The sequence below is a fragment of the Selenomonas ruminantium subsp. lactilytica TAM6421 genome (genome assembly GCF_000284095.1).
Classification (GTDB): Bacteria; Bacillota; Negativicutes; order Selenomonadales; family Selenomonadaceae; genus Selenomonas_A; species Selenomonas_A lactilytica.
On the sequence record NC_017068.1, the window covers coordinates 1,782,989 to 1,802,636 of the forward strand.

Annotated in this window: 20 protein-coding genes; 5 read left to right on the top strand and 15 right to left on the bottom strand. The window is 41.6% G+C overall.

All coding sequences use genetic code 11. The features are described 5' to 3' along the window. Window positions 1-81 precede the first annotated feature (81 nt). The gene (locus tag SELR_RS19125; protein WP_197537151.1) at window positions 82-219 is read right to left on the bottom strand and encodes a hypothetical protein; all 138 of its coding nucleotides are present in this window, start codon (window positions 217-219) and stop codon (window positions 82-84) included. A 184-nt stretch (window positions 220-403) separates the two neighbouring features. Between SELR_RS19125 and SELR_RS08680 the strand changes: the two genes are divergently transcribed. The 5 genes from SELR_RS08680 to SELR_RS08700 all read left to right on the top strand — a co-directional run bounded on the left by SELR_RS08680 (window position 404) and on the right by SELR_RS08700 (window position 4,061). Beyond that, window positions 404-895, top strand: a complete 492-nt coding sequence (locus tag SELR_RS08680) for a DUF3990 domain-containing protein (protein ID WP_014424852.1) — start codon at window positions 404-406, stop codon at window positions 893-895. After that, entirely contained in the window at window positions 892-1,143 is a 252-nt protein-coding gene (locus SELR_RS08685; RefSeq protein WP_014424853.1) for a hypothetical protein, read from the top strand. The genes SELR_RS08680 and SELR_RS08685 overlap by 4 nt, the downstream gene beginning before the upstream one ends. A 136-nt stretch (window positions 1,144-1,279) precedes the next feature. Continuing rightward, complete coding sequence (locus SELR_RS08690; RefSeq protein ID WP_014424854.1) at window positions 1,280-2,581, top strand: RNA-guided endonuclease InsQ/TnpB family protein; 1,302 nt, start codon at window positions 1,280-1,282, stop codon at window positions 2,579-2,581. A gap of 213 nt (window positions 2,582-2,794) precedes the next feature. Next, on the top strand, window positions 2,795-3,034 hold the full coding sequence (locus SELR_RS08695; protein ID WP_014424855.1) for a hypothetical protein: 240 nt from the start codon (window positions 2,795-2,797) through the stop codon (window positions 3,032-3,034). A 181-nt stretch (window positions 3,035-3,215) separates the two neighbouring features. Then, a complete protein-coding gene (locus SELR_RS08700; RefSeq protein WP_014424856.1) occupies window positions 3,216-4,061 on the top strand; it encodes an Rpn family recombination-promoting nuclease/putative transposase in 846 nt (281 codons plus the stop codon). Window positions 4,062-4,146: 85 nt separating this feature from the next. Here SELR_RS08700 and SELR_RS08705 read toward each other — a convergent pair whose 3' ends face one another. The 14 genes from SELR_RS08705 to SELR_RS08770 form a co-directional block, all read right to left on the bottom strand. Next, window positions 4,147-5,229 carry an NAD-dependent epimerase/dehydratase family protein gene (locus tag SELR_RS08705; protein WP_014424857.1) on the bottom strand — a complete coding sequence of 361 codons (1,083 nt, stop codon included), beginning with the start codon at window positions 5,227-5,229 and terminating at the stop codon, window positions 4,147-4,149. 17 nt (window positions 5,230-5,246) lie between these two features. Beyond that, a complete protein-coding gene (locus SELR_RS08710; protein ID WP_014424858.1) occupies window positions 5,247-6,569 on the bottom strand; it encodes a nucleotide sugar dehydrogenase in 1,323 nt (440 codons plus the stop codon). A gap of 76 nt (window positions 6,570-6,645) precedes the next feature. After that, window positions 6,646-7,689 carry a dTDP-glucose 4,6-dehydratase gene (gene rfbB / locus SELR_RS08715; protein ID WP_014424859.1) on the bottom strand — a complete coding sequence of 348 codons (1,044 nt, stop codon included), beginning with the start codon at window positions 7,687-7,689 and terminating at the stop codon, window positions 6,646-6,648. Next, a complete protein-coding gene (gene rfbC, locus SELR_RS08720) occupies window positions 7,690-8,265 on the bottom strand; it encodes a dTDP-4-dehydrorhamnose 3,5-epimerase (protein WP_014424860.1) in 576 nt (191 codons plus the stop codon). 14 nt (window positions 8,266-8,279) lie between these two features. Then, window positions 8,280-9,152 carry a glucose-1-phosphate thymidylyltransferase RfbA gene (rfbA, locus tag SELR_RS08725; protein WP_014424861.1) on the bottom strand — a complete coding sequence of 291 codons (873 nt, stop codon included), beginning with the start codon at window positions 9,150-9,152 and terminating at the stop codon, window positions 8,280-8,282. A gap of 41 nt (window positions 9,153-9,193) precedes the next feature. Then, window positions 9,194-9,925, bottom strand: a complete 732-nt coding sequence (locus SELR_RS08730) for a caspase family protein (protein WP_014424862.1) — start codon at window positions 9,923-9,925, stop codon at window positions 9,194-9,196. Then, entirely contained in the window at window positions 9,922-10,800 is an 879-nt protein-coding gene (locus tag SELR_RS08735) for a hypothetical protein (protein WP_014424863.1), read from the bottom strand. The genes SELR_RS08730 and SELR_RS08735 overlap by 4 nt, the downstream gene beginning before the upstream one ends. 69 nt (window positions 10,801-10,869) lie before the next feature. Beyond that, entirely contained in the window at window positions 10,870-12,222 is a 1,353-nt protein-coding gene (locus tag SELR_RS08740; RefSeq protein ID WP_014424864.1) for a phosphohexomutase domain-containing protein, read from the bottom strand. 19 nt (window positions 12,223-12,241) lie between these two features. Beyond that, window positions 12,242-13,186 carry a GDP-L-fucose synthase family protein gene (locus SELR_RS08745; protein WP_014424865.1) on the bottom strand — a complete coding sequence of 315 codons (945 nt, stop codon included), beginning with the start codon at window positions 13,184-13,186 and terminating at the stop codon, window positions 12,242-12,244. Window positions 13,187-13,200: 14 nt separating this feature from the next. Continuing rightward, window positions 13,201-14,520, bottom strand: coding sequence for a sugar phosphate nucleotidyltransferase (locus tag SELR_RS08750; RefSeq protein ID WP_014424866.1), 1,320 nt, complete (start codon window positions 14,518-14,520; stop codon window positions 13,201-13,203). Continuing rightward, window positions 14,517-15,599 (bottom strand): GDP-mannose 4,6-dehydratase, encoded by a 1,083-nt coding sequence (gene gmd, locus SELR_RS08755; RefSeq protein WP_014424867.1) that lies wholly within the window; start codon window positions 15,597-15,599, stop codon window positions 14,517-14,519. Before gmd ends, SELR_RS08750 begins: the two co-directional genes overlap by 4 nt. A 116-nt stretch (window positions 15,600-15,715) precedes the next feature. Continuing rightward, window positions 15,716-16,726, bottom strand: coding sequence for an acyltransferase family protein (locus SELR_RS19535; protein ID WP_014424868.1), 1,011 nt, complete (start codon window positions 16,724-16,726; stop codon window positions 15,716-15,718). Window positions 16,727-16,736: 10 nt separating this feature from the next. Next, entirely contained in the window at window positions 16,737-18,272 is a 1,536-nt protein-coding gene (locus SELR_RS08765) for a lipopolysaccharide biosynthesis protein (RefSeq protein ID WP_014424869.1), read from the bottom strand. 59 nt (window positions 18,273-18,331) lie between these two features. Further along, window positions 18,332-19,636 (bottom strand): O-antigen polymerase, encoded by a 1,305-nt coding sequence (locus SELR_RS08770; protein WP_014424870.1) that lies wholly within the window; start codon window positions 19,634-19,636, stop codon window positions 18,332-18,334. Window positions 19,637-19,648 lie beyond the last annotated feature (12 nt).

Here is a 19,648-nt window from a genome sequence, read left to right on the forward strand (position 1 = left end):
CACAACCAGCCCTCCCCCAATACACTAACCAGCCCCGGCCGCTTCGATTCAGAAGCAGCCGGGGCTTAGCTATTATAGAAATCAGCAATTATAAAATTCTTTGTACCAGGCAGCAAAGCTGTTCAGCCCCTGCTGGATATCAACCACCGGGCGGAAGTCGTAGTCGCGTTCCAGTGCCTGGCTGTCGGCGTAGGTCACGGGGACATCTCCTGGCTGCATGGGAGCCAGCTCTTTATGTGCCTCAAAGTCGTAATCCTGCGAAAGGACGCCGTTATTGACCAGTGCATGCTGCAGAGTATCGATATAGTCGAGCAGGTTCTCTGGGGTTCCGCCGCCAATTTATAGCTTGAATCGTCTAAGAAATTAATGATATAATTGAAAGCAGATAGGAGTGCAGCATCATATGTTTCTTTATCATGGTACAGACCTTCGTTCTGCAAATAACATTAGAAAAAATGGCATAAAATTGTCTATGGGAGACTGGCAAACCGACTTTGGTCTAGGGTTCTACCTCGCCACACATAAAGGAGTAGCAAAAGGACGTGCTAAACAAGCCAGTTTTCGCACTCATCAACATGGTGCAATATTGGTATACGAATTTGACACTACTGATTTGACAATTCTAAAACCCAATCTAACAAAATGGGAAGATATTGTATTAGGCTATAGGCTGCGCGGTTTTCGCTACGAAAATGAAATGCCAAAGCATGATGCTATTATAGGTCCCATAGCAGATGGTAAAATCGCTGCTATGCTAAATATGCTTACCTTAGGGCATATAACGGAAAAGGATTTTCGTGATGGTCTACAGTCAAAATTACCTGGACTCCAAATTGCCTTAAAAACCGAAAAAGCGATTCTTTCCTTAAAACTTCGAGAGGAGCTAATATTATGAAACTAAAAACCGCTAAATATATGCTTTCCCTAAATGATGTAACATTCGCCTATCGAGCAACAGTCATGGAACTATGCAAACGTGGCTTCTCCTTTAATACCGCAAAAAAAATGGTAAAAGGGACAGATTTACTAGAAGGTGTCAAAGAATCCGAAGGCATGTGGTTCCATGATATGACAGAACGTGACTGTGCTGATTATGTAGAACGATATCTAAACAAACAAAAACGCATCGCAGTTAATTTCTAATCGAGCAGGAGGCTTTCAACAGATAAAGATAACTTATAAATAGCCATAAAACTATACTAAATAAATTATAATCTTGCGAAAATCCAGAAATGTCGCCACTAATAAGGTATAATATACATAAAAGGTGGTGATTCAGGTGATAAGGTCAATTAGGATACGGCTGCTCCCTAACAACAAACAGCGGACTAAGCTGTTTCAGTTCGCAGGTGCTTCAAGGTTTGCCTATAACTGGGCTTTGGACAAGCAGATGGAGAATTTTCGGGAAGGCCGTAAGCTCCAAAGCGATTATGACCTTCGCAAGGAGTTTACCGTTCTCCGCAATTCTGGGAAAAAGCCATGGCTGCTGGACATATCAAACAATGTCACAAAGCAGGCCATCAAAGACTTGTGCATAGCATATAAAAACTTCTTCCGTAAGCAGAAACAGGTAGGCTATGTCAAGTATTCACCTAAGAAGATTGGACATTATGCTCGGATAGGCAGGAAACTGACAGTCTATGACATGAATGGGCACCCCAAATTCCGCAGCAGGAAGAACGGAGATTTCCGCTTCTACCAAGATAACGTGAAAATCCAGTTCACAGACACACATGTCAAACTGGAGAATATGGCTGGCAGCAAGAAAAAGAACCGCCAGAAGCTCAACTGGATAAAGCTCGCCGAAAAGGGCAGAATACCGACCAAGGCAAAATACACCAGCCCACGGATATCATTTGATGGCGAAAACTGGTGGATTTCCGTAGGGATTCGGACTTCCCGCACGCTGAAGCCAATGAGAGGCTTGAAGTTTGTCGGCAAACATCCCGGTCATCCTTACACGGAAGGCGTAGGCATTGATTTGGGTATCAAGGACTTGGCGATAGTCTCTGACGCTACCAAGGTCAGGAATATCAACAAGGACAAGATGGTCCGAAAGCTCAAGAAAACGAGACGCAGGTTGCAGCGTCAGGTATCTCGTAAATATCAGATGAACAAGAGAGGAGATAGTTACTGTAAAACAAGCAACCTTATAAAAAGCAAAAAGCGACTTTTACGAATCAACCACAGGCTGGCGAACATCAGAGCCAATCATGTGCATCAGGCAACGGCGACAATAATAGGACGAAAACCAAGTTTTATTTGCCTCGAAGACCTGAATGTGCAGGGGATGATGAAGAACAAGAATTTGTCGGAGAAGGTTCAGGAGCAAAACCTTTACGAGTTTCGCAGACAGATAGAATACAAAGCTCATTGGGCGAAGATTGTCGTTGTCATAGCTGACAGGTGGTATCCAAGCTCTAAGACCTGTATCGAGTGCGGCTATGTAAAGAAAGATCTGAAACTGTCAGACAGGACTTATATTTGCCCGCATTGTGGCAATGTGATAGACCGTGACCTCCAAGCGGCATTGAATCTCAAACGCTACGGAGATATGGAACTATCCAAATCTGCAAGCTGACACCAACAAGTCAATGCAGATATGTACCGATTCGTTAGTCGGGAATTTAAGCCTCTGGAGCATTACATCAAACGCAAGTAGCCTGCCCTTCGGGACGGCAAAAACGGATGCGAAAAGCCTCTTTTGAGGAAAGAATGAGGAATGGAACGTAAAAGTTAACTTTTCTTATGAATTGTATAGCTTTTTATAAGTTTTCAGTAACGGCCTAGCAATATGTGTGAAGTACTAGACGCTGTAGAAAGCAAGGGTATTGAAAAAGGCATCGAAAAAGGCATCGAAAAAGGTATTGAAAAGAGTCGGCTCAAAACAACGATCAACACCCTCAATCGTTACACCCGCCGCAATCTTCCTATAGATCAGCAAGTTTTAGCTGATATTGCAGAAGACAATGAACTGACTGTTGAAAAAGTCCGTTCCATTGCTAAAGAAAACGGCATTATTCTCTCGTGCTAATCAAAAGCCAGCCCCGGCCGCTTCGATTCAGAAGCAGCCGGGGCTTAGCTATTCGTAATCGCGCTCTATCAATGTCCATTCGTAATGTACATTCCTTTCCGGAAGTGATATAATATATACAAAACAAATTATTTACCACACAGTAATTTCTCTGATATAATGAAAGAAAGGGGCAACATCTATGTCTGAGAAAAGGTTCTGCATCAAACCATGGGAAGAACTTACCATTGCAGATGACTACATGTTCAAACTGGTTATGCGCCATCCCAACATCTGCAAGCGCCTTATCGAGAAGATCCTCAACATCAAAATCAGGCACATTGACTATCTGGACGATGAAAAATCTCTCAAATTCCGCTATGCAGGCAAGGGAATACGGCTTGATGTCTATGTCGAGGGAGACAATACCATCTACGATATCGAAATGCAAGTACGGGATTATGGTGATAAAGAGCTCGCCTATCGCACCCGGTACTACCAATCCATGATTGACGTTGAAGCTTTGGCCGCCGGTACTGACTACAAAGAACTCAAGAAATCATACATTATCTTTCTATGCCCCTTCGAACTTTTTGACGGGCTTAGGCATATGTATACATTCCGCAATATCTGTCTCGAAGACAGGTCTATGGAACTAAACGACGGTACTACAAAATTATTCTTATGTTCCGAAGGCAAACTGGATGATGTGTCAGCAGATATAAAAGCTTTCCTTGATTACATAAAAGGTTTTCCCACCGCCGATGAGTTCGTTACAGAAATCGATAGCTTCATAAAGGAAATAAAGATCAAAGAAGAAGAGAGGGTGAGTTACATGACATACGCCATGAAAATACAAGAAGCACACGATGACGGCCGCGCCGAGGGACGTGCCGAGGGACGTGCCGAGGGACGTGCTGAAGGGCGTGATTCAGAACGGATACGCACAGCCATGGATATGCTGCGTGACCATAAGCCCATGGAGGAAATTATCAAATATTCCCACCTGACAGAAGCTCAGATCCAAGAATTAGCAAAAGAGCTTTAAGCCTTCCACAACCAGCCCTCCCCCATAACACTAAGCCCCGGCTGCTTCAGGTTTAGAAGCAGCCGGGGCTTAGTATTATGGAAGATCAGTAATTATAAAATCCTCTGTACCAGGCAGCAAAGCTGTTCAGCCCCTGCTTGATGTCAATCGCCGGGCGGAAGTCGTAGTCGCGTTCCAGTGCCTGGCTGTCGGCGTAGGTTACGGGGACATCTCCCGGCTGCATGGGTGCCAGCTCTTTGTGGGCTTCAAAGTCGTAATCCTGCGGGAGGACGCCGTTATCGACCAGTGCATGCTGCAGGGTATCGATATAGTCGAGCAGGTTCTCCGGGGTTCCGCCGCCAATGTTGTAGACAGCATAGGGCGGGATGGGCAGTCCGTCTTCACCCGTTTCTTTCTTGGGCGCCCCTTTCATCACGCGGTATACGCCCTCGACAATGTCATCAATATAGGTAAAATCCCGCTTGCAATTGCCGTAGTTGAAGATCTTGATCGTCTTGCCGGCCTTGAGGTTGTTCGTCGCCGAGAAATAGAACATATCGGTGCGGCCTGCCGGGCCGTAAACCGTGAAAAAGCGCAATCCCGTAGTTGGGAAGTTATACAGCTTCGAATAGGAATGGGCCATGAGTTCATTGGACTTCTTGGTTGCCGCATAGAGGGAAACCGGATTATCCACCTTATCATCCGTGCTGAAAGGAATCTTCTTGTTGCCGCCATAGACCGACGAGGAAGATGCATAGACAAAATGCTCCATGGCCTCATCATGGCGGGCTGCCTCCAACAAGTTATAAAAACCAATTAGGTTGCTATGAATATAAGTCTCAGGATGATCAATACTGTAGCGAACACCAGCCTGAGCCGCCAGATTGACCACAACCGCAAATTTGTATTCATCAAATAAGGAATCGATCAAATCCTTATCCGCAATGTCGCCTTTGATGAATTTCCAGGCAGACGCAGAATCTTTCGCCGCCTTCTCCACCTGTGCCAAACGCCATTCCTTCAATTCGATTGGATTGTAGTCCGTGAGGCAGTCAATGCCGATAATCGTCGCGCCCGTTGTCTCCTGGAGCAGACGCTGAACCAGATAGCTGCCGATAAAGCCGGCTGCACCAGTGACGAGAATGTTTTTCCCATCAAGACTTACCTGTTGTTTTTCGATACGTTCCATTATATTACGGCCTCCAATCAATCCCGCTTGAAAATGTCACGGGTGTATACCTTGTCCGCCACATCGTCGAGGCAGCTGTCATAGCGGTTGGCGATGATAGACTTGCTCAGTTGCTTGAACTTGTCCAAATCATTGACGATCTTCGAACCAAAGAAGGTATCCCCGTCTTTAAGGGTCGGTTCATAGATGATTACCGTAGCGCCCTTGGCCTTGATGCGCTTCATGACACCCTGAATGGAAGACTGGCGGAAGTTATCGGAATTGGACTTCATCGTCAAACGGAATACACCAACCGTACAATCCGTGGCTTTATGTGCATCCTCAGCCTCATCATAGTTATCCGAGTTTCCATAGGCTCCGGCCAGTTCCAGGACACGATCCGAGATGAAATCCTTCCGCGTGCGGTTACTTTCCACGATTGCTTCAATCAGATTCTCGGGAACATCTGCATAGTTGGCCAGCAGCTGCTTCGTGTCCTTCGGCAGGCAGTAGCCGCCATAACCAAAGGACGGATTGTTGTAATGGGTGCCAATGCGCGGGTCGAGGCAGACACCGTCAATAATATGCTCCGTGCTCAGGCCCTTAGATTCGGCGTAAGTATCCAACTCATTGAAATAGGAAACACGCAGGGCCAGATACGTATTGGCAAACAACTTAACCGCCTCGGCCTCCGTAAAGCCCATATAAAGGGTAGGAATATCTTCCTTGATGGCCCCTTCCTGCAGCAGCGCCGCAAAAGTATGGGAAGCCTCTACCGTTTCCGGATTCGATTCATCCGTGCTGACAATGATGCGGCTGGGATAAAGATTGTCATAGAGAGCCTTGGACTCCCGCAGGAATTCGGGGCTGAAGATAATATGGTCGTTATTGTATTTCTTGCGAACCTTGGCCGTGTAACCCACAGGGATGGTGGACTTGATAACCATCCAGGGCATATGCCCGGTTCCCTTATTCGCCGCTTCTACCAGTTCAATAACGGATTCTACCGCCGTGGTGTCAAAATAATTCTTCTTGGCATCGTAATTGGTCGGTGCAGCAATAACCACAAAATCTGCCTGCTGGTAGACCTTCCAGGCCGGATTGGATTCGCTCATGGTCTGGTCATTCAGAACACAGGTCAGATCCAGATCCTTCTCCGCCAAATACTTTTCGATATAGTCATCCTGAATCGGCGAAATCCGCTTGTTGATTTTCTCCACCTTGGATTCAATAATATCAATAGCCGTAACATGATTATGCTGAGCCAGCAAAGTCGCAATGGACAGCCCCACATACCCTGTACCAGCTACCGCAATATTCAGCGGAGATTTCTTAACTTGCTCTGATGCTATATTTTCCATCTATATACCCCTTTTCAGATATAGTCATTACAAAACAATCCCGGCTACTCCATGTTTCAGCAGCAGCAGGAGAGAGTCATACCTTCGAATATTCCAAAACATCCTTAGCGGAATACATCTCTTGGTAATAATTCTGGTATTCACCGTTGATGATATGTTCCCACCACTCACGATGCTCCAGATACCATTGCACGGTCTTTTTGATGCCGTCCTCAAACTTAGTGGCCGGCAGCCATCCAAGTTCCTCGTGAATTTTCGTCGGATCGATTGCATAGCGGCGGTCATGGCCCTTGCGATCCGTGACATGTTCAATGAGGTCTTCGCTTTTGCCCAACTCGTGCAAAATGGTCTTTACCACATCGATGTTAGCCCGTTCATTATGTCCGCCAATGTTATAGACCTCACCGACTCTGCCCTTGCGGACAATCAGGTCAATGGCTGCACAATGATCTTCAACATAGAGCCAATCCCGTACATTCAGGCCATCACCATAAACCGGCAGTTTCTTATCCGCCAATGCATTGATGATCATCAACGGAATCAGCTTCTCCGGAAAATGATAGGGGCCATAATTATTCGAGCAACGGGAAATCGTAACAGGAATCTTATAGGTGCGATGATAAGCCTGAACCAGCAAATCCGCCCCAGCCTTCGAAGAAGAATACGGACTGGAGGTATGCAGCGGCGTTGATTCCGTAAAGAAAAGATCCGGACGATCCAACGGCAAATCGCCATAAACTTCATCTGTCGAAACCTGATGGTAACGCTGGATGCCATATTTCCGGCAGGCATCCAAGAGAACGCTCGTACCGATTACATTCGTCTGCAGGAAAATTTCCGGATTCTCGATGGAACGATCTACATGGGACTCTGCCGCAAAATTCACGATAACATCCGGCTTTTCGGTTTCAAACAATTTATATATGGCGACACGATCGGCAATATCAGCCTTGACAAAACGGAACTGCGGATTCTTCTCGGCCTCCGCCAATGTTTCCATATTCCCCGCATAGGTCAGCGCATCAAGGCAGATAATTTCATCCTCAGGATGCTTTGCCAATTCATAATAAACAAAATTAGAACCAATAAACCCGGCCCCACCAGTTACAACGATTTTCATTTAACAATTCACTCCGTATACAAATTGATTATCACTATTCTCCAAAGTCGGACCAGTTGTATCTTTTTCACTGAGGACCGGCTCTATCCCCGCCAGCAAAGTCCCCCAATCCACATTTACCTCTGGAGCATCGTAACGCATGCCACCTTCTGAAGCCTTGTTATATACGTTGTCGCATTTATAGCGGAACTCTACGTCATCGGTCAAAGTCAAGAAGCCATGGGCAAAACCTCTGGGGATGAGGAACTGCCGATGATTCTCTGCGCTCAGTTCCACCGAAACCCATTTGCCAAAGGTAGGACTCCCCTTGCGAATATCTACAGCCACATCAATAACCCTGCCTTTCGAACAGGACACCAGCTTAGCCTGTGCATAAGGCGGATTTTGCCAGTGAAGTCCCCGCAAAGTCCCCTTCTGCGCAGAAAAACTCATATTGTCCTGCACAAAATCATTAGTAATGCCTAATGCCTCATACTTTGGCTTATTATATGTTTCCGTAAAAAAACCACGATGATCTCCGAAGACATCCGTCTCGATTATCCGTACACCCTCTATCTCTGTCTCTATAACCTTCACGCCCAAAAACTCCTTCATTCCCGAATCATACGGATAAGATACTTGCCATATTCATTCTTAAGCAATGGCTGTGCCAGCTTTTCCACCTGTGCCGCATCAATATACCCCATACGATAGGCAATCTCCTCGATACAAGCGATTTTCAGGCCCTGACGTGCCTGAATCGTCCGCACAAACGACGCCGCATCCAAAAGGGACTCATGGGTTCCAGTATCCAGCCAAGCATAGCCACGACGCATCTTCTCAACCTGCAATGTACCACGTTCAAGATAGACCTTATTCACATCGGTAATTTCCAATTCACCACGGGCTGAAGGCTTGATGGATTTGGCAATATCCACAATATCCTTGTCATAGAAATACAAGCCCGTTACAGCATAGTTTGACTTCGGCTCTGCCGGCTTCTCCTCGAGACTCAAAGCCTTACCAGCCTTATCAAACTCAACGACGCCATAACGCTCCGGATCCGAAACGTAATAGGCAAACACCGTTGCACCCTGCTCCAACTTTGCTGCACGCTGCATTACCTGTGCGAGGTCAGAACCATAGAAGATATTATCCCCCAGGACTAAGGCACATGCCTCACCATTTATAAACTGCTCACCGATCAAAAATGCCTGTGCCAATCCATCCGGACTGGGCTGTACCGCATAAGAAATATGTATCCCCAACTGACTGCCATCACCCAAAAGAGATGAAAAATTATCCCTGTCCTCCGGAGTTGTGATAACCAAGATATCCTCAATCCCCGCCAACATCAATGTACTAAGCGGATAATAAATCATCGGCTTATCATATACAGGCATTAACTGTTTAGAAACTACCCTCGTCAATGGATAAAGGCGAGTCCCTGAACCACCGGCTAATATTATTCCTTTTTTTACCACTAAAACTCATCCTTTATGAAAATAAAAAATATGTTTGTGCATCAAGTTAAATCAAGTGCAAATGGGTAATAAGAACTATGCAGGAGTCTCGGTTTACTAATTTGCGGATGCTGTTCATATCGTTCCTGATTAAAAGCATCTATAGCCTTGTAATGCGCATTAACTACGCTTAAAGTTCCCGGCCCATTCCACTGACATCCCACCTCTATGAGGCTACGACTGTAAAGTCCGCCACGGCTTGAAATATCATTTGAACACTCATCTAAATCACAACTATACAAAATGATTGGGGATTTATCGCTCCGCGCTATTTCCCGTTCATAAATCATACGTGCTTCATAATGCGTAACAAGAGACATATTCTCAGTCAGTAACAAGCTATCTAATGTTGCCTTTCTCTCTAAAGTTTCTGGATAATATATTTTCCGACAACAATCTAAAATAACCGTTCGCTTAGGATGTATAAGCACTTCTGCATAGCATTCATCTTGTGGTGACAGTTCCAAAACTGTCTTACGATTCACATCCGTGTAACCATGTCCAGAAAAAATAACCATCGAATAATCCATTTTATCTAATAGCTGTAAATCACTTTTTACTGTACAGTAATTCACCCTATCTCTAACTATAATCTCATCATCTTCCCAAGCACCGCCCTTATTTGACTTGAAGAAATTAATATAGTTATCCCTATCCTTATAAACACCTGCACAATAATGTTCTTTATCATTACAATCACCTGGGTTTAGAAGAATAAGAATTTTTCTTTTCATTTTGTAATTTCCTCCATTGCAAACTTTTCAATAACAGATGGCGCAAGTCTTTCGCTGAATCCTCCGATTATACTTAATATGAACAGCACAGCGTCTTGCTTCTCAACATTATGAAAAACATCAAAAATCAAATCGCTTTGATATAAATTAACGATAAACACAGCACCAATTCCACCAGCAACGTATCTTGACAAGACTTGCATAATGTTTAAACATCGTCCAGAACTACAGTCATAATCCAGCAAGCCAACACGATGAACAAACGACAACAAAACACCAGTAAATCCATATATAATACAACTTTCTAATATGACAAACCACTCTTGGTCACATATATTTATGAATCTTGATGCCACATAAATCATTAAGCTCAACAAGTATATAGAAAGCGCAAACATAAGCTGCCATCGTCTTGTTATTTCAGCTTTTCGATTATAAAGGAAATGCTTTGCTTCCAACATAACCTCTTTAGCTTTTATCTCATCTTCATGGAATGCCAAGCAAACTGCTCTACCTAAATACCAAACCAGATCACGTTTTGTCTTTTTCGAAAGATATCTCACGCCTGCTTGGTGTTGAACAAAGTCTATATCTGCTAAAACACTTTGTACTACTTCGCTTTCCCCTAATTCATCAAATCGATCTTTTGTCTCCCAATCTAAATCATTCTCCGAATCGATAAAAACTAACAAGCCGTCACTTTCAAACTGAATTAGCTCTTTTATATTATCTTTTTGATGAGGAAATTCTTCATAAACATCCTTAAGTGATCTTTGTATGATTATTGATTGTTTGTTCCCATCTCGATTTATTAGCAGAAGCAAAATAACATAATGAAAAATATATATCATTATATAGATAAAAATCACAGACATATTTATATTCCTCATTAAGTCTAACAATCAATTTTAAGATACTTGTAACTCCTTGCTAGCTAAAATTAGTTATTTCATAATTTTAGCTAGCAATTCCTCTGTTTTTTTACACATTATTATTTTATTATGTCTGGTTTCCACATTCAGTCGAATAACTGGTTCTGTGTTAGACTTACGTAAATTAAAACGCCAATTATCAAACTCTACAGATAACCCATCTACTTTCGTAACTTTACCTTGCGATCCATATTCCATCTCAATTCGATGCAACACATTATCTGCATCCTTAACTTTACTATTGATTTCTCCAGAACAAGGATAACAATCCATTCTCTCCTTCATTAAGTCTGATAATTTTTTCCCTGTCTTAGAGAGCAGTTCCAGCACCAAAAGCCACGGAATCATACCACTGTCACAATAAGAAAAATCCCGAAAATAGTGGTGAGCACTCATTTCTCCGCCATAAATGGCGTTTTCAGCCCGCATCTTTTCTTTGATAAAGGCATGGCCACTCTTGGACATCACCGGCACGCCACCATTTTCCCTGACCAGTTCTTCTGTATTCCAGGTCAACCGCGGATCATAGATAATCTTTTCCCCAGGATTTTTTTGCAGAAATGCTTGTGCCAAAAAACCTACCATATAATAGCCTTCAATGAAGTTCCCCTGCTCATCAAACATAAAGCAACGGTCAAAGTCACCGTCCCAGGCCACGCCTGCATCTGCACTGGATTCTCTTACTGCCTTTACGGTAGCTTCGCGATTCTCCGGTAACAAGGGATTCGGTACGCCATCGGGGAAGTTACCATCCGGCTGATGATGAACCTTCACCAGCTCAAAGGGCAGATATTTCTCCATCACATCCAGGATTGGTCCTGCCGCACCATTGCCAGCGTTGACTACCACTTTCAGAGGCTTCAGCTCAGATACATCCACATAAGACAGGATATGCTTTACATATTCTTCAGCGATATCCACCGTCTCGACTTTGCCAGCATTCTCTGCCATAGCAGGCAGCTCACCATCCGCCACCTGCTTTTCCAAATCCCGCAAACCGGTATCCCCGGAAATCGGCCGGGCTTCCTGCCGCACAAATTTCATGCCGTTGTATTCTTTTGGATTATGACTGGCGGTAATCATAACACCACCATCTAACTTCAGATGATCCGTGGCAAAGTAAATCATCTCCGTGCCACACTGACCGATATCTACTACATCACAGCCTGATTCTGTCAGCCCTCTCACCAAGGCCTTTTTCAAAGCAGGCCCTGACAGACGAATATCATGGCCAACGACAACCATCCTAGTTCCAAACAAACCAGGGAAAAATCTGCCAATGCGATAGGCAATATCTTCATTTATTGTTTTGGGATATATCCCGCGAATATCATAGGCACCAAAGGCCTCTGTGCAATAACTCATTAGTTCATACCTTACCTTGTCAACGCTCTGCCCGCATGGGATTATTCAGGAAATCCTCATAGGCTAGCTTAATGCCATCTTTTAACTTTGTCTTGTAAGTCCAGCCTAATTTCTCCGCCTTGGACACATCGAGAAGCTTGCGCGGTGTACCGTTTGGCTTGCTGGTATCCCAAGTGATTTCGCCTTCGTAGCCAACCACTTCTGCCACCAGTTCTGTGAGTTCCCTGATGGTGAGTTCTTTGCCTGTTCCCGCATTTACAGTTTCATCACCGCTATAGTTGTTCATCAGGAACACGCAGAGATTAGCCAAATCATCTACATACAGGAATTCACGCAAAGGCGAACCGTCTCCCCAGCAGGTTACATTGGCCAGTCCCTGTTCCTTGGCTTCATGGAAACGGCGGATAAGAGCAGGCAGCACATGGCTGTGGGTGGGATGGTAATTGTCATGGGGCCCATAGAGATTGGTGGGCATTACAGAAATATAGTCCGTGCCATACTGCTTGTTCAGGAACTCGCAGTATTTCAGCCCGGAAATCTTGGCCAAGGCATAGGCTTCATTGGTCTTTTCCAGTTCCGAAGTCAACAGGCAGGATTCCTTCATGGGTTGTGGAGCCAAGCGCGGATAAATGCAGCTAGAGCCCAAGAACTCCAGCTTCTTGCAGCCATTTTTCCAAGCCGCATGGATTACATTCATCTCCAGCATCATATTGTCATACATGAAATCTGCTAACGCCTCACTGTTGGCCACAATACCGCCAACCTTAGCTGCTGCCAGGAATACATACTCTGGCTTTTCCTGTGCAAAGAATTCATTCACTGCCACCTGATCGATCAGATCCAGTTCTTTATGGGTACGTGTGATAATATTCGTATACCCCTGCCGTTCAAGTTCCCGCACAATGGCTGACCCCACCATGCCACGGTGTCCTGCCACATAGATTTTTGCATTCTTTTCCATCATTATGATACGCCTCTTTATTCCCACTTAATTTTATCCGCTTTGGAGATTGCCTCGCCAAGCTGCACTTCCATAATGGTCATACGGTTGCCCGCCGTAATCTTATGCTTGGAACCAATTGGCAGTTCCACAATATCCCCAGCCTTGACCGTACGTTCCTTCCCATCCAGCAGCACCGTACCTTCACCACTGACAATATTCCAAATCTCCCTGCGGTGCTCATGACTATGATAGTTCATACCATGACCAGCATTTAGCGTGACCTTGATGGTCAGGCTCTCATCCTCTACATCGATAATCTGGAAACTGCCCCAGGATTTTTCCGCAAACCTCACCTGCTGGGTGAGATTTTCCACATAGGGCTTGATATGGCTCGATGCATCCTTGTCAGCCACCAAAATTCCTTCGGGACTAGCTGCCACTACCAGATTGGATGCCCCCATCACCAAAATTGGTATATCCATTTCATTAACCACATGAGTGTCTGAACAATTATCGTCCATCGTTACATCACCAATAGCAGGCTCATGCATAATTTCCGTTAGGGTGTTCCATGTTCCCAGGTCTTTCCATTCCCCGGCATAGCGCAGAACACCGATACTCTGTTCCTTCTCCACCACCGCATAGTCGAAGCTGATTTTCGTCAGATTGCCGTAGTTTGCATACAAATCTTCGTAACCCTTGAAATCCAACAGTTCATGGGCCTTTTCCAAAACATAGCCCAACCGATAGGCAAAGACGCCGCCGTTCCACAAAGCACCCCTAGCGATATAATCTGCCGCCTTGGCTGCTGTGGGCTTCTCCTTGAAGGACACCACCTTGCTGACTTCATCTTTGGAAGCTGGCATAATATAGCCATATTTCTCACTGGGATACGTGGGCTCAATGCCCATCAACATCAGGTCAGCCGTACCTTCTGCCGCTAATTCCGTCAAATGCTGCACAGCCTTGTAGTAATCTGTGGACACATAGGGATCAACAGGGCAAACCGCCACAGCTTCATCCAGCCCTACCCCCTTCACATCATGAAGATAGGCACTGACCAGCACAATGGCAGGGAAAGTATCCCTACGACAAGGTTCCACAGAAATATCCACGTTGTCTCCCAGCTGATTCTTCAATGTGGACACCTGCGACTTGGATGTAGCCACTGTAACATCAGCAGACTGATTAACCTTGCGAATCTGTCGAAACACCCGCTGTGCCATAGAGATATACTCCCCATCCACTTGCGGGAACAGCGGAATAAACTGCTTGGAACGGATATCGTTGGAAAGTGGCCATAAACGTTTTCCAGAACCACCGGATAATAGGACAATATGCAGTTTTTCCATCATTTTATAGTGCCCTTTTCCATGAACTCGACCAAATTCACATGTTCCTTTAAGCGCTCGGCAGCCACTTTTTTCATATCATGTTTCACCATGATTTCTACCAGCTGTTCAAAGGTCGTCTTCGTTGGATTCCAGCCAAGATCGTTCTTTGCCTTGGTAGGATCACCCCAAAGATTTACCACATCCGTCGGCCGATAGAAATCCGGACTCACCTCGACTACGACCTTGCCCGTAGCCTTATCGATACCCTTTTCCTCCATGCCTTCACCTTCGAACTTCAGTTCAATACCGGCATGATGGAAGGCCAGCTGACAAAACTCACGAACAGAATGCTGCACACCGGTAGCAATGACAAAATCCTCTGGTTTGTCATGCTGGAGAATCAGCCACATGCATTCCACATAATCCTTGGCATAGCCCCAGTCGCGCAGGCTGTCGAGATTACCCAGATACAACTTATCCTGTTTGCCCTGAGCGATGCGTGCAGCCGCCAACGTAATCTTGCGTGTAACAAAGGTCTCACCACGACGTTCCGACTCATGGTTGAACAGAATACCGGAGCAGCAGAACATATCGTAAGCTTCACGATACTCCTTCGTAATCCAAAAGCCATACTGCTTTGCCACCGCATAGGGAGAATAGGGATGGAAGGGCGTATTTTCATTCTGCGGCACTTCTTCCACCTTACCATAAAGTTCCGATGTAGAAGCCTGATAAATGCGGCAGGTATCCTTCAATCCGCAAAGACGGACAGCCTCCAATATACGCAATACACCTGTAGCATCCACATCTGCCGTAAACTCCGGTGCATCAAAGGAAACCTGCACATGGCTCTGGGCTGCCAAATTATAAATTTCATCTGGGCGTACCGTACTGATAACAGCCATCAGGCCCATAGAATCACCCATATCACCATAATGCAGATGAAAATTCGGTTTGCCTTCTAAATGAGCAATACGTTCACGATAGTCCACAGATGAACGGCGAATAATGCCATGCACATCATAACCCTTTTCCAGCAAAAACTCTGCCAAATAAGAACCATCCTGTCCGGTAACACCAGTAATTAATGCCTTTTTCATAAGTAAGATTTACCCCTCTTTCAAGCAACATTTGAACCAAACTCAATAAAGAATTGTACATGCAAATTTACGCAAACTTTTATTGTAAAGCTCCACATGAGCAATCCACCTACAATTTATTTACGCCACCCGTTTAGCAACCTCCAAATAATCGGGTATCGTATAGAAAAAAATCTTGCCATGTAAATAGATATTAATACAGTAAAAAAAATTGTAAAAAAATACTGCAATAACATGTAATATAATCTTAAATTAATAAACACAGCCTTACACAAGGATATAATTACAAAATGGACACAGTAAATAAAAAAAGAATATCTCATATACCATTTTTCTTTAAAAAAAGATATGTTCATGTAAACATAAATTATCATCGGAATGCATATAATTCTAAACGCATAATAAAACATTTTTTGATTAAAGTTTAGCAAATCATATTGATTATTAGGAAGAAACCACGGAATAATAATCAAGAGTATAACGAACGATGATACGATGATACGATGATACGATGATACGATGATACGATGATACGATGATACGATGATTTTACTATAAATACCACCCATTAAATACACTGGCATCCAATATACGAAAGATCTATATTCAACAACACCTAATATCGATAACAAAGCACTGATAAAAATTATTATAACTGCAGCTTTTACATATTTTATTACATAAAACAAAAATAATGACAAAATGCTAAAAATAATTAATTCACGTATAAACCACAACGGCATTGTTGTTGACAATAACAATGCATCAACAAAGCCACTACAACTAAATTTCTCATTTGTGTACAAAACATGTTTAACATACCCTAAGGAATTATAAAAAACATATGGTAACACCAACGAATAGAATCTTCTTTTTAATTTATTTTTATATCCTTCAAAGCTGCCATCAAATGTTCTGTAAAAAAGGAATGCTGATATAAAGAAAAAAAACGGCACAGCATACTCAGAGACATTGTAAAAATACCTTTCTATTAAATAAGTAACATCTAAAGCATCATAATTTTCATAATGAATATTCACATTAAAACTATGATGCATAACTATTAGAATTGCCAAAACAAAATTAAGTTGTGTTAAGTTTTTTAAAAAACGTTCTTCAGTATCCATAATTTCTTCATCACTTCACTTTATTAAACATTGATATTGAACTTCGAAAAAAATTCTTAGCACTTTTAAAATTTTTAGTATTATGCCAAATCATCCACATCATAATGAAATAAATAATCAAACTTATAATAACCCGCTTCATAATTTCAAACGGTAATATTAACTGTCCACTAACTGAAATTACATATAACACTAAACATGCAATACATATTGTAGTAAAAAAATATATAATTTGACTATTTAAATATTCACAAAGATTATTCCGTCCAAAATAGTATTTAAATGTTACAAAAGACGATCCTAAAAAACCTACTAGAAAACATGAAATCAAACTAGCTAAAACTACACCTAAAACGCCACAATATTTAATAAAAATATAGTTTAGAACGACATTGACAATCACTTCTAATACTGTACGATATCTTTGTTCCCACCACAAACCAGCTGCATCGTTATACATGCCTCTTACATCACCCATTTTTAACACATAAAAATATGCACTCATAGCAATTACTACGTAAAATGGTAACATATAATCTTCGCCTAACCACAACATCATGAATGGTTGATATGTAACCAGAAGAATAATTGTCATTCCTCCAGCAATAAACATGTATATAAAATTGAATAATTTAAAATCATTATAGTTTTTACTTGCAGATTCCGTGGCAATACTATTACCAATACTTGCTACTACAGCTTGAGATACAACCCCCATAACACTAATAACTCCAGTTAATATGAGATAGTAATTATTATAAACTGCCACGGTATACAAGCCTAAATACGCAGATAAAAACATATTATCAAAGCTATTACGGCTCACTCCACATAACTTATATATCATCAACCCCACTACTCTTTTTCTTATATCTTTATATAAAGCACTATCAATATCCCCTTTACATACATAAATTGGATAATATTTATCCGTTATACATTTCACTAAAAAATTATTAAGAATCGTAAATAATGGAAAGACCAACACATAAGCATAATAATTATTAAAAACAAAAACAAGTATAATTTGAACAGTACATCTAAACAATAGCATTATACTATCTATATTGCTAATAATATCTGCTCTTTGATCAGCGATTATTATCGAATTTTTATATGCATACAAAAAATATCCTAACACCGTATTAAATAAATATAAAATGTACAACACATATATATTCATATCAGAAGGAATTGTTCCAGATATTATTCTATCCAGAAAAGGCATAAATAATAAGCCAAGCCCAAAAATCACCGCCCCCATAAAACGATAAATTTTTCTGTAAAACGACAATAAAGCACAAATAATTGTTGTGTTTTTTTCTGCTAAAGGTCTGTACAAACTAAACACAACAGCTGAAGAAAACCCTAATTCAGCTACATTTAAAACTTGCAATATTGATACAAAAAGCCCATCGAGGCCTAAATACTCAATTCCAATCTTATATATAATCAATGACCTAAGCAAAAATGGAACAATTATCTTTACAATACGATTTATCATTCCAAAAAAAATATTTCGCCAAGCATTTGTTGTACGGCTCAATTAACATCCACCTTTTTTAAAATAATCATATTTATGTGGAATAGTAAAACAATTTCCTATTATACATTTTTTATTTTTTTATTATAAAGTAATCTTTCCAAAATCAAAGGCCAAACATAACATATTACAATAGAATTCATATGCATATTGGAAAATAAAATAAACACACACATAATATACCCAAATCTAAAAACGCTACGGACATCCCCTAGTTCACAATAATCTCTATACCAAGAAGATGCCAGCCAACCGTACAGCATAGACAAAACACATACTCCAATCCCCCCCCCGTCGCAATAGAATTGAAAAACATTTGTTGTATATGTATTATATATATGATGTGGTGCTATTGGAACTATATAATCGTGCAATGAATTAACCAAATATGTTGCATCAGCAAATAATGAAAAATCCTCATTTATCAGCAATTTAATCGTTGCAAAAAATGGTGCAAAAACGCCTCTAAACGTAGTAAGACCAAATGTATAATCAACACCAAACATATCCCACGTTGATAATCTTATATCTAACAATTTAAAACACCCAATATAATAATAATATAAATTTTGAAACAAACTATAAGAATCCCCATGATTATCATGACGCAACGTAGAAATTACAAGGAATGCAGAAAACAAAGCAATAATTATGCCGAAAGAAAACCATTTAATTTTTCTTTTTATTAATATATTTTTACGCATTTCATTTAGTATTGATTTTCTCATCAAAATTGCATAAAACAAAAAGAACAAAATAAGAAACACTAAAATTGTACGCTTAAAATCTGCTAAAAATCTTATGAGAAATAATCCGAAAGCAATGAGCAAATATTTCTTTTTAAATGTCTTATAATATAACAATATCGATGTCGGAATTAAAAGATATAACAACGGATAACCTATATATTGTTGCACCTGAGCACCTAAATCTGTATAAACATCTTTCAATTCCTCCGCTTCACCAACTACAACTCTTGCCATCAAAAAATAGGCTGCACTTACACTAAGGCCTTCAGATATAACAACACCTATTAAAGAAAAATTTTGCCATAAAGAAATCACACAAGCAATCAATAAAACATAATAAAATTTTAAATTTATATCAAATTTATTATGTTTTATATTAAACTTATTTCTTATAACCAAATTTAGTATATGTCCGATGACAAAAAAACACACACTTACAAAAGCCAAAAAATAAGTCTCATTACTAATTTCATATATGTCATAAAACTGAGCAGATGCCAGAAGCATAATCATAAACCAAAAAAATGAATATACCGTAGCAGGATTATAAATACAATTATCCAATCTATAACAAAAAGCACACAAAAGCAACGTACCAAAAGCCACTATTATGTTCATATATTTACCTTC

What these genes read in the sequence shown, in the direction of transcription:
- SELR_RS19125 (WP_197537151.1), bottom strand. Translation starts at nt 219, where the DNA reads ATGCAGCCAGGAGATGTCCCCGTGACCTACGCCGACAGCCAGGCACTG.
- SELR_RS08680 (WP_014424852.1), top strand. Translation starts at nt 404, where the DNA reads ATGTTTCTTTATCATGGTACAGACCTTCGTTCTGCAAATAACATTAGA.
- SELR_RS08685 (WP_014424853.1), top strand. Translation starts at nt 892, where the DNA reads ATGAAACTAAAAACCGCTAAATATATGCTTTCCCTAAATGATGTAACA.
- SELR_RS08695 (WP_014424855.1), top strand. Translation starts at nt 2,795, where the DNA reads ATGTGTGAAGTACTAGACGCTGTAGAAAGCAAGGGTATTGAAAAAGGC.
- SELR_RS08700 (WP_014424856.1), top strand. Translation starts at nt 3,216, where the DNA reads ATGTCTGAGAAAAGGTTCTGCATCAAACCATGGGAAGAACTTACCATT.
- SELR_RS08705 (WP_014424857.1), bottom strand. Translation starts at nt 5,229, where the DNA reads ATGGAACGTATCGAAAAACAACAGGTAAGTCTTGATGGGAAAAACATT.
- SELR_RS08710 (WP_014424858.1), bottom strand. Translation starts at nt 6,569, where the DNA reads ATGGAAAATATAGCATCAGAGCAAGTTAAGAAATCTCCGCTGAATATT.
- rfbB (WP_014424859.1), bottom strand. Translation starts at nt 7,689, where the DNA reads ATGAAAATCGTTGTAACTGGTGGGGCCGGGTTTATTGGTTCTAATTTT.
- SELR_RS08730 (WP_014424862.1), bottom strand. Translation starts at nt 9,925, where the DNA reads ATGAAAAGAAAAATTCTTATTCTTCTAAACCCAGGTGATTGTAATGAT.
- SELR_RS08735 (WP_014424863.1), bottom strand. Translation starts at nt 10,800, where the DNA reads ATGTCTGTGATTTTTATCTATATAATGATATATATTTTTCATTATGTT.
- SELR_RS08740 (WP_014424864.1), bottom strand. Translation starts at nt 12,222, where the DNA reads ATGAGTTATTGCACAGAGGCCTTTGGTGCCTATGATATTCGCGGGATA.
- SELR_RS08745 (WP_014424865.1), bottom strand. Translation starts at nt 13,186, where the DNA reads ATGATGGAAAAGAATGCAAAAATCTATGTGGCAGGACACCGTGGCATG.
- SELR_RS08750 (WP_014424866.1), bottom strand. Translation starts at nt 14,520, where the DNA reads ATGATGGAAAAACTGCATATTGTCCTATTATCCGGTGGTTCTGGAAAA.
- gmd (WP_014424867.1), bottom strand. Translation starts at nt 15,599, where the DNA reads ATGAAAAAGGCATTAATTACTGGTGTTACCGGACAGGATGGTTCTTAT.
- SELR_RS19535 (WP_014424868.1), bottom strand. Translation starts at nt 16,726, where the DNA reads ATGGATACTGAAGAACGTTTTTTAAAAAACTTAACACAACTTAATTTT.
- SELR_RS08770 (WP_014424870.1), bottom strand. Translation starts at nt 19,636, where the DNA reads ATGAACATAATAGTGGCTTTTGGTACGTTGCTTTTGTGTGCTTTTTGT.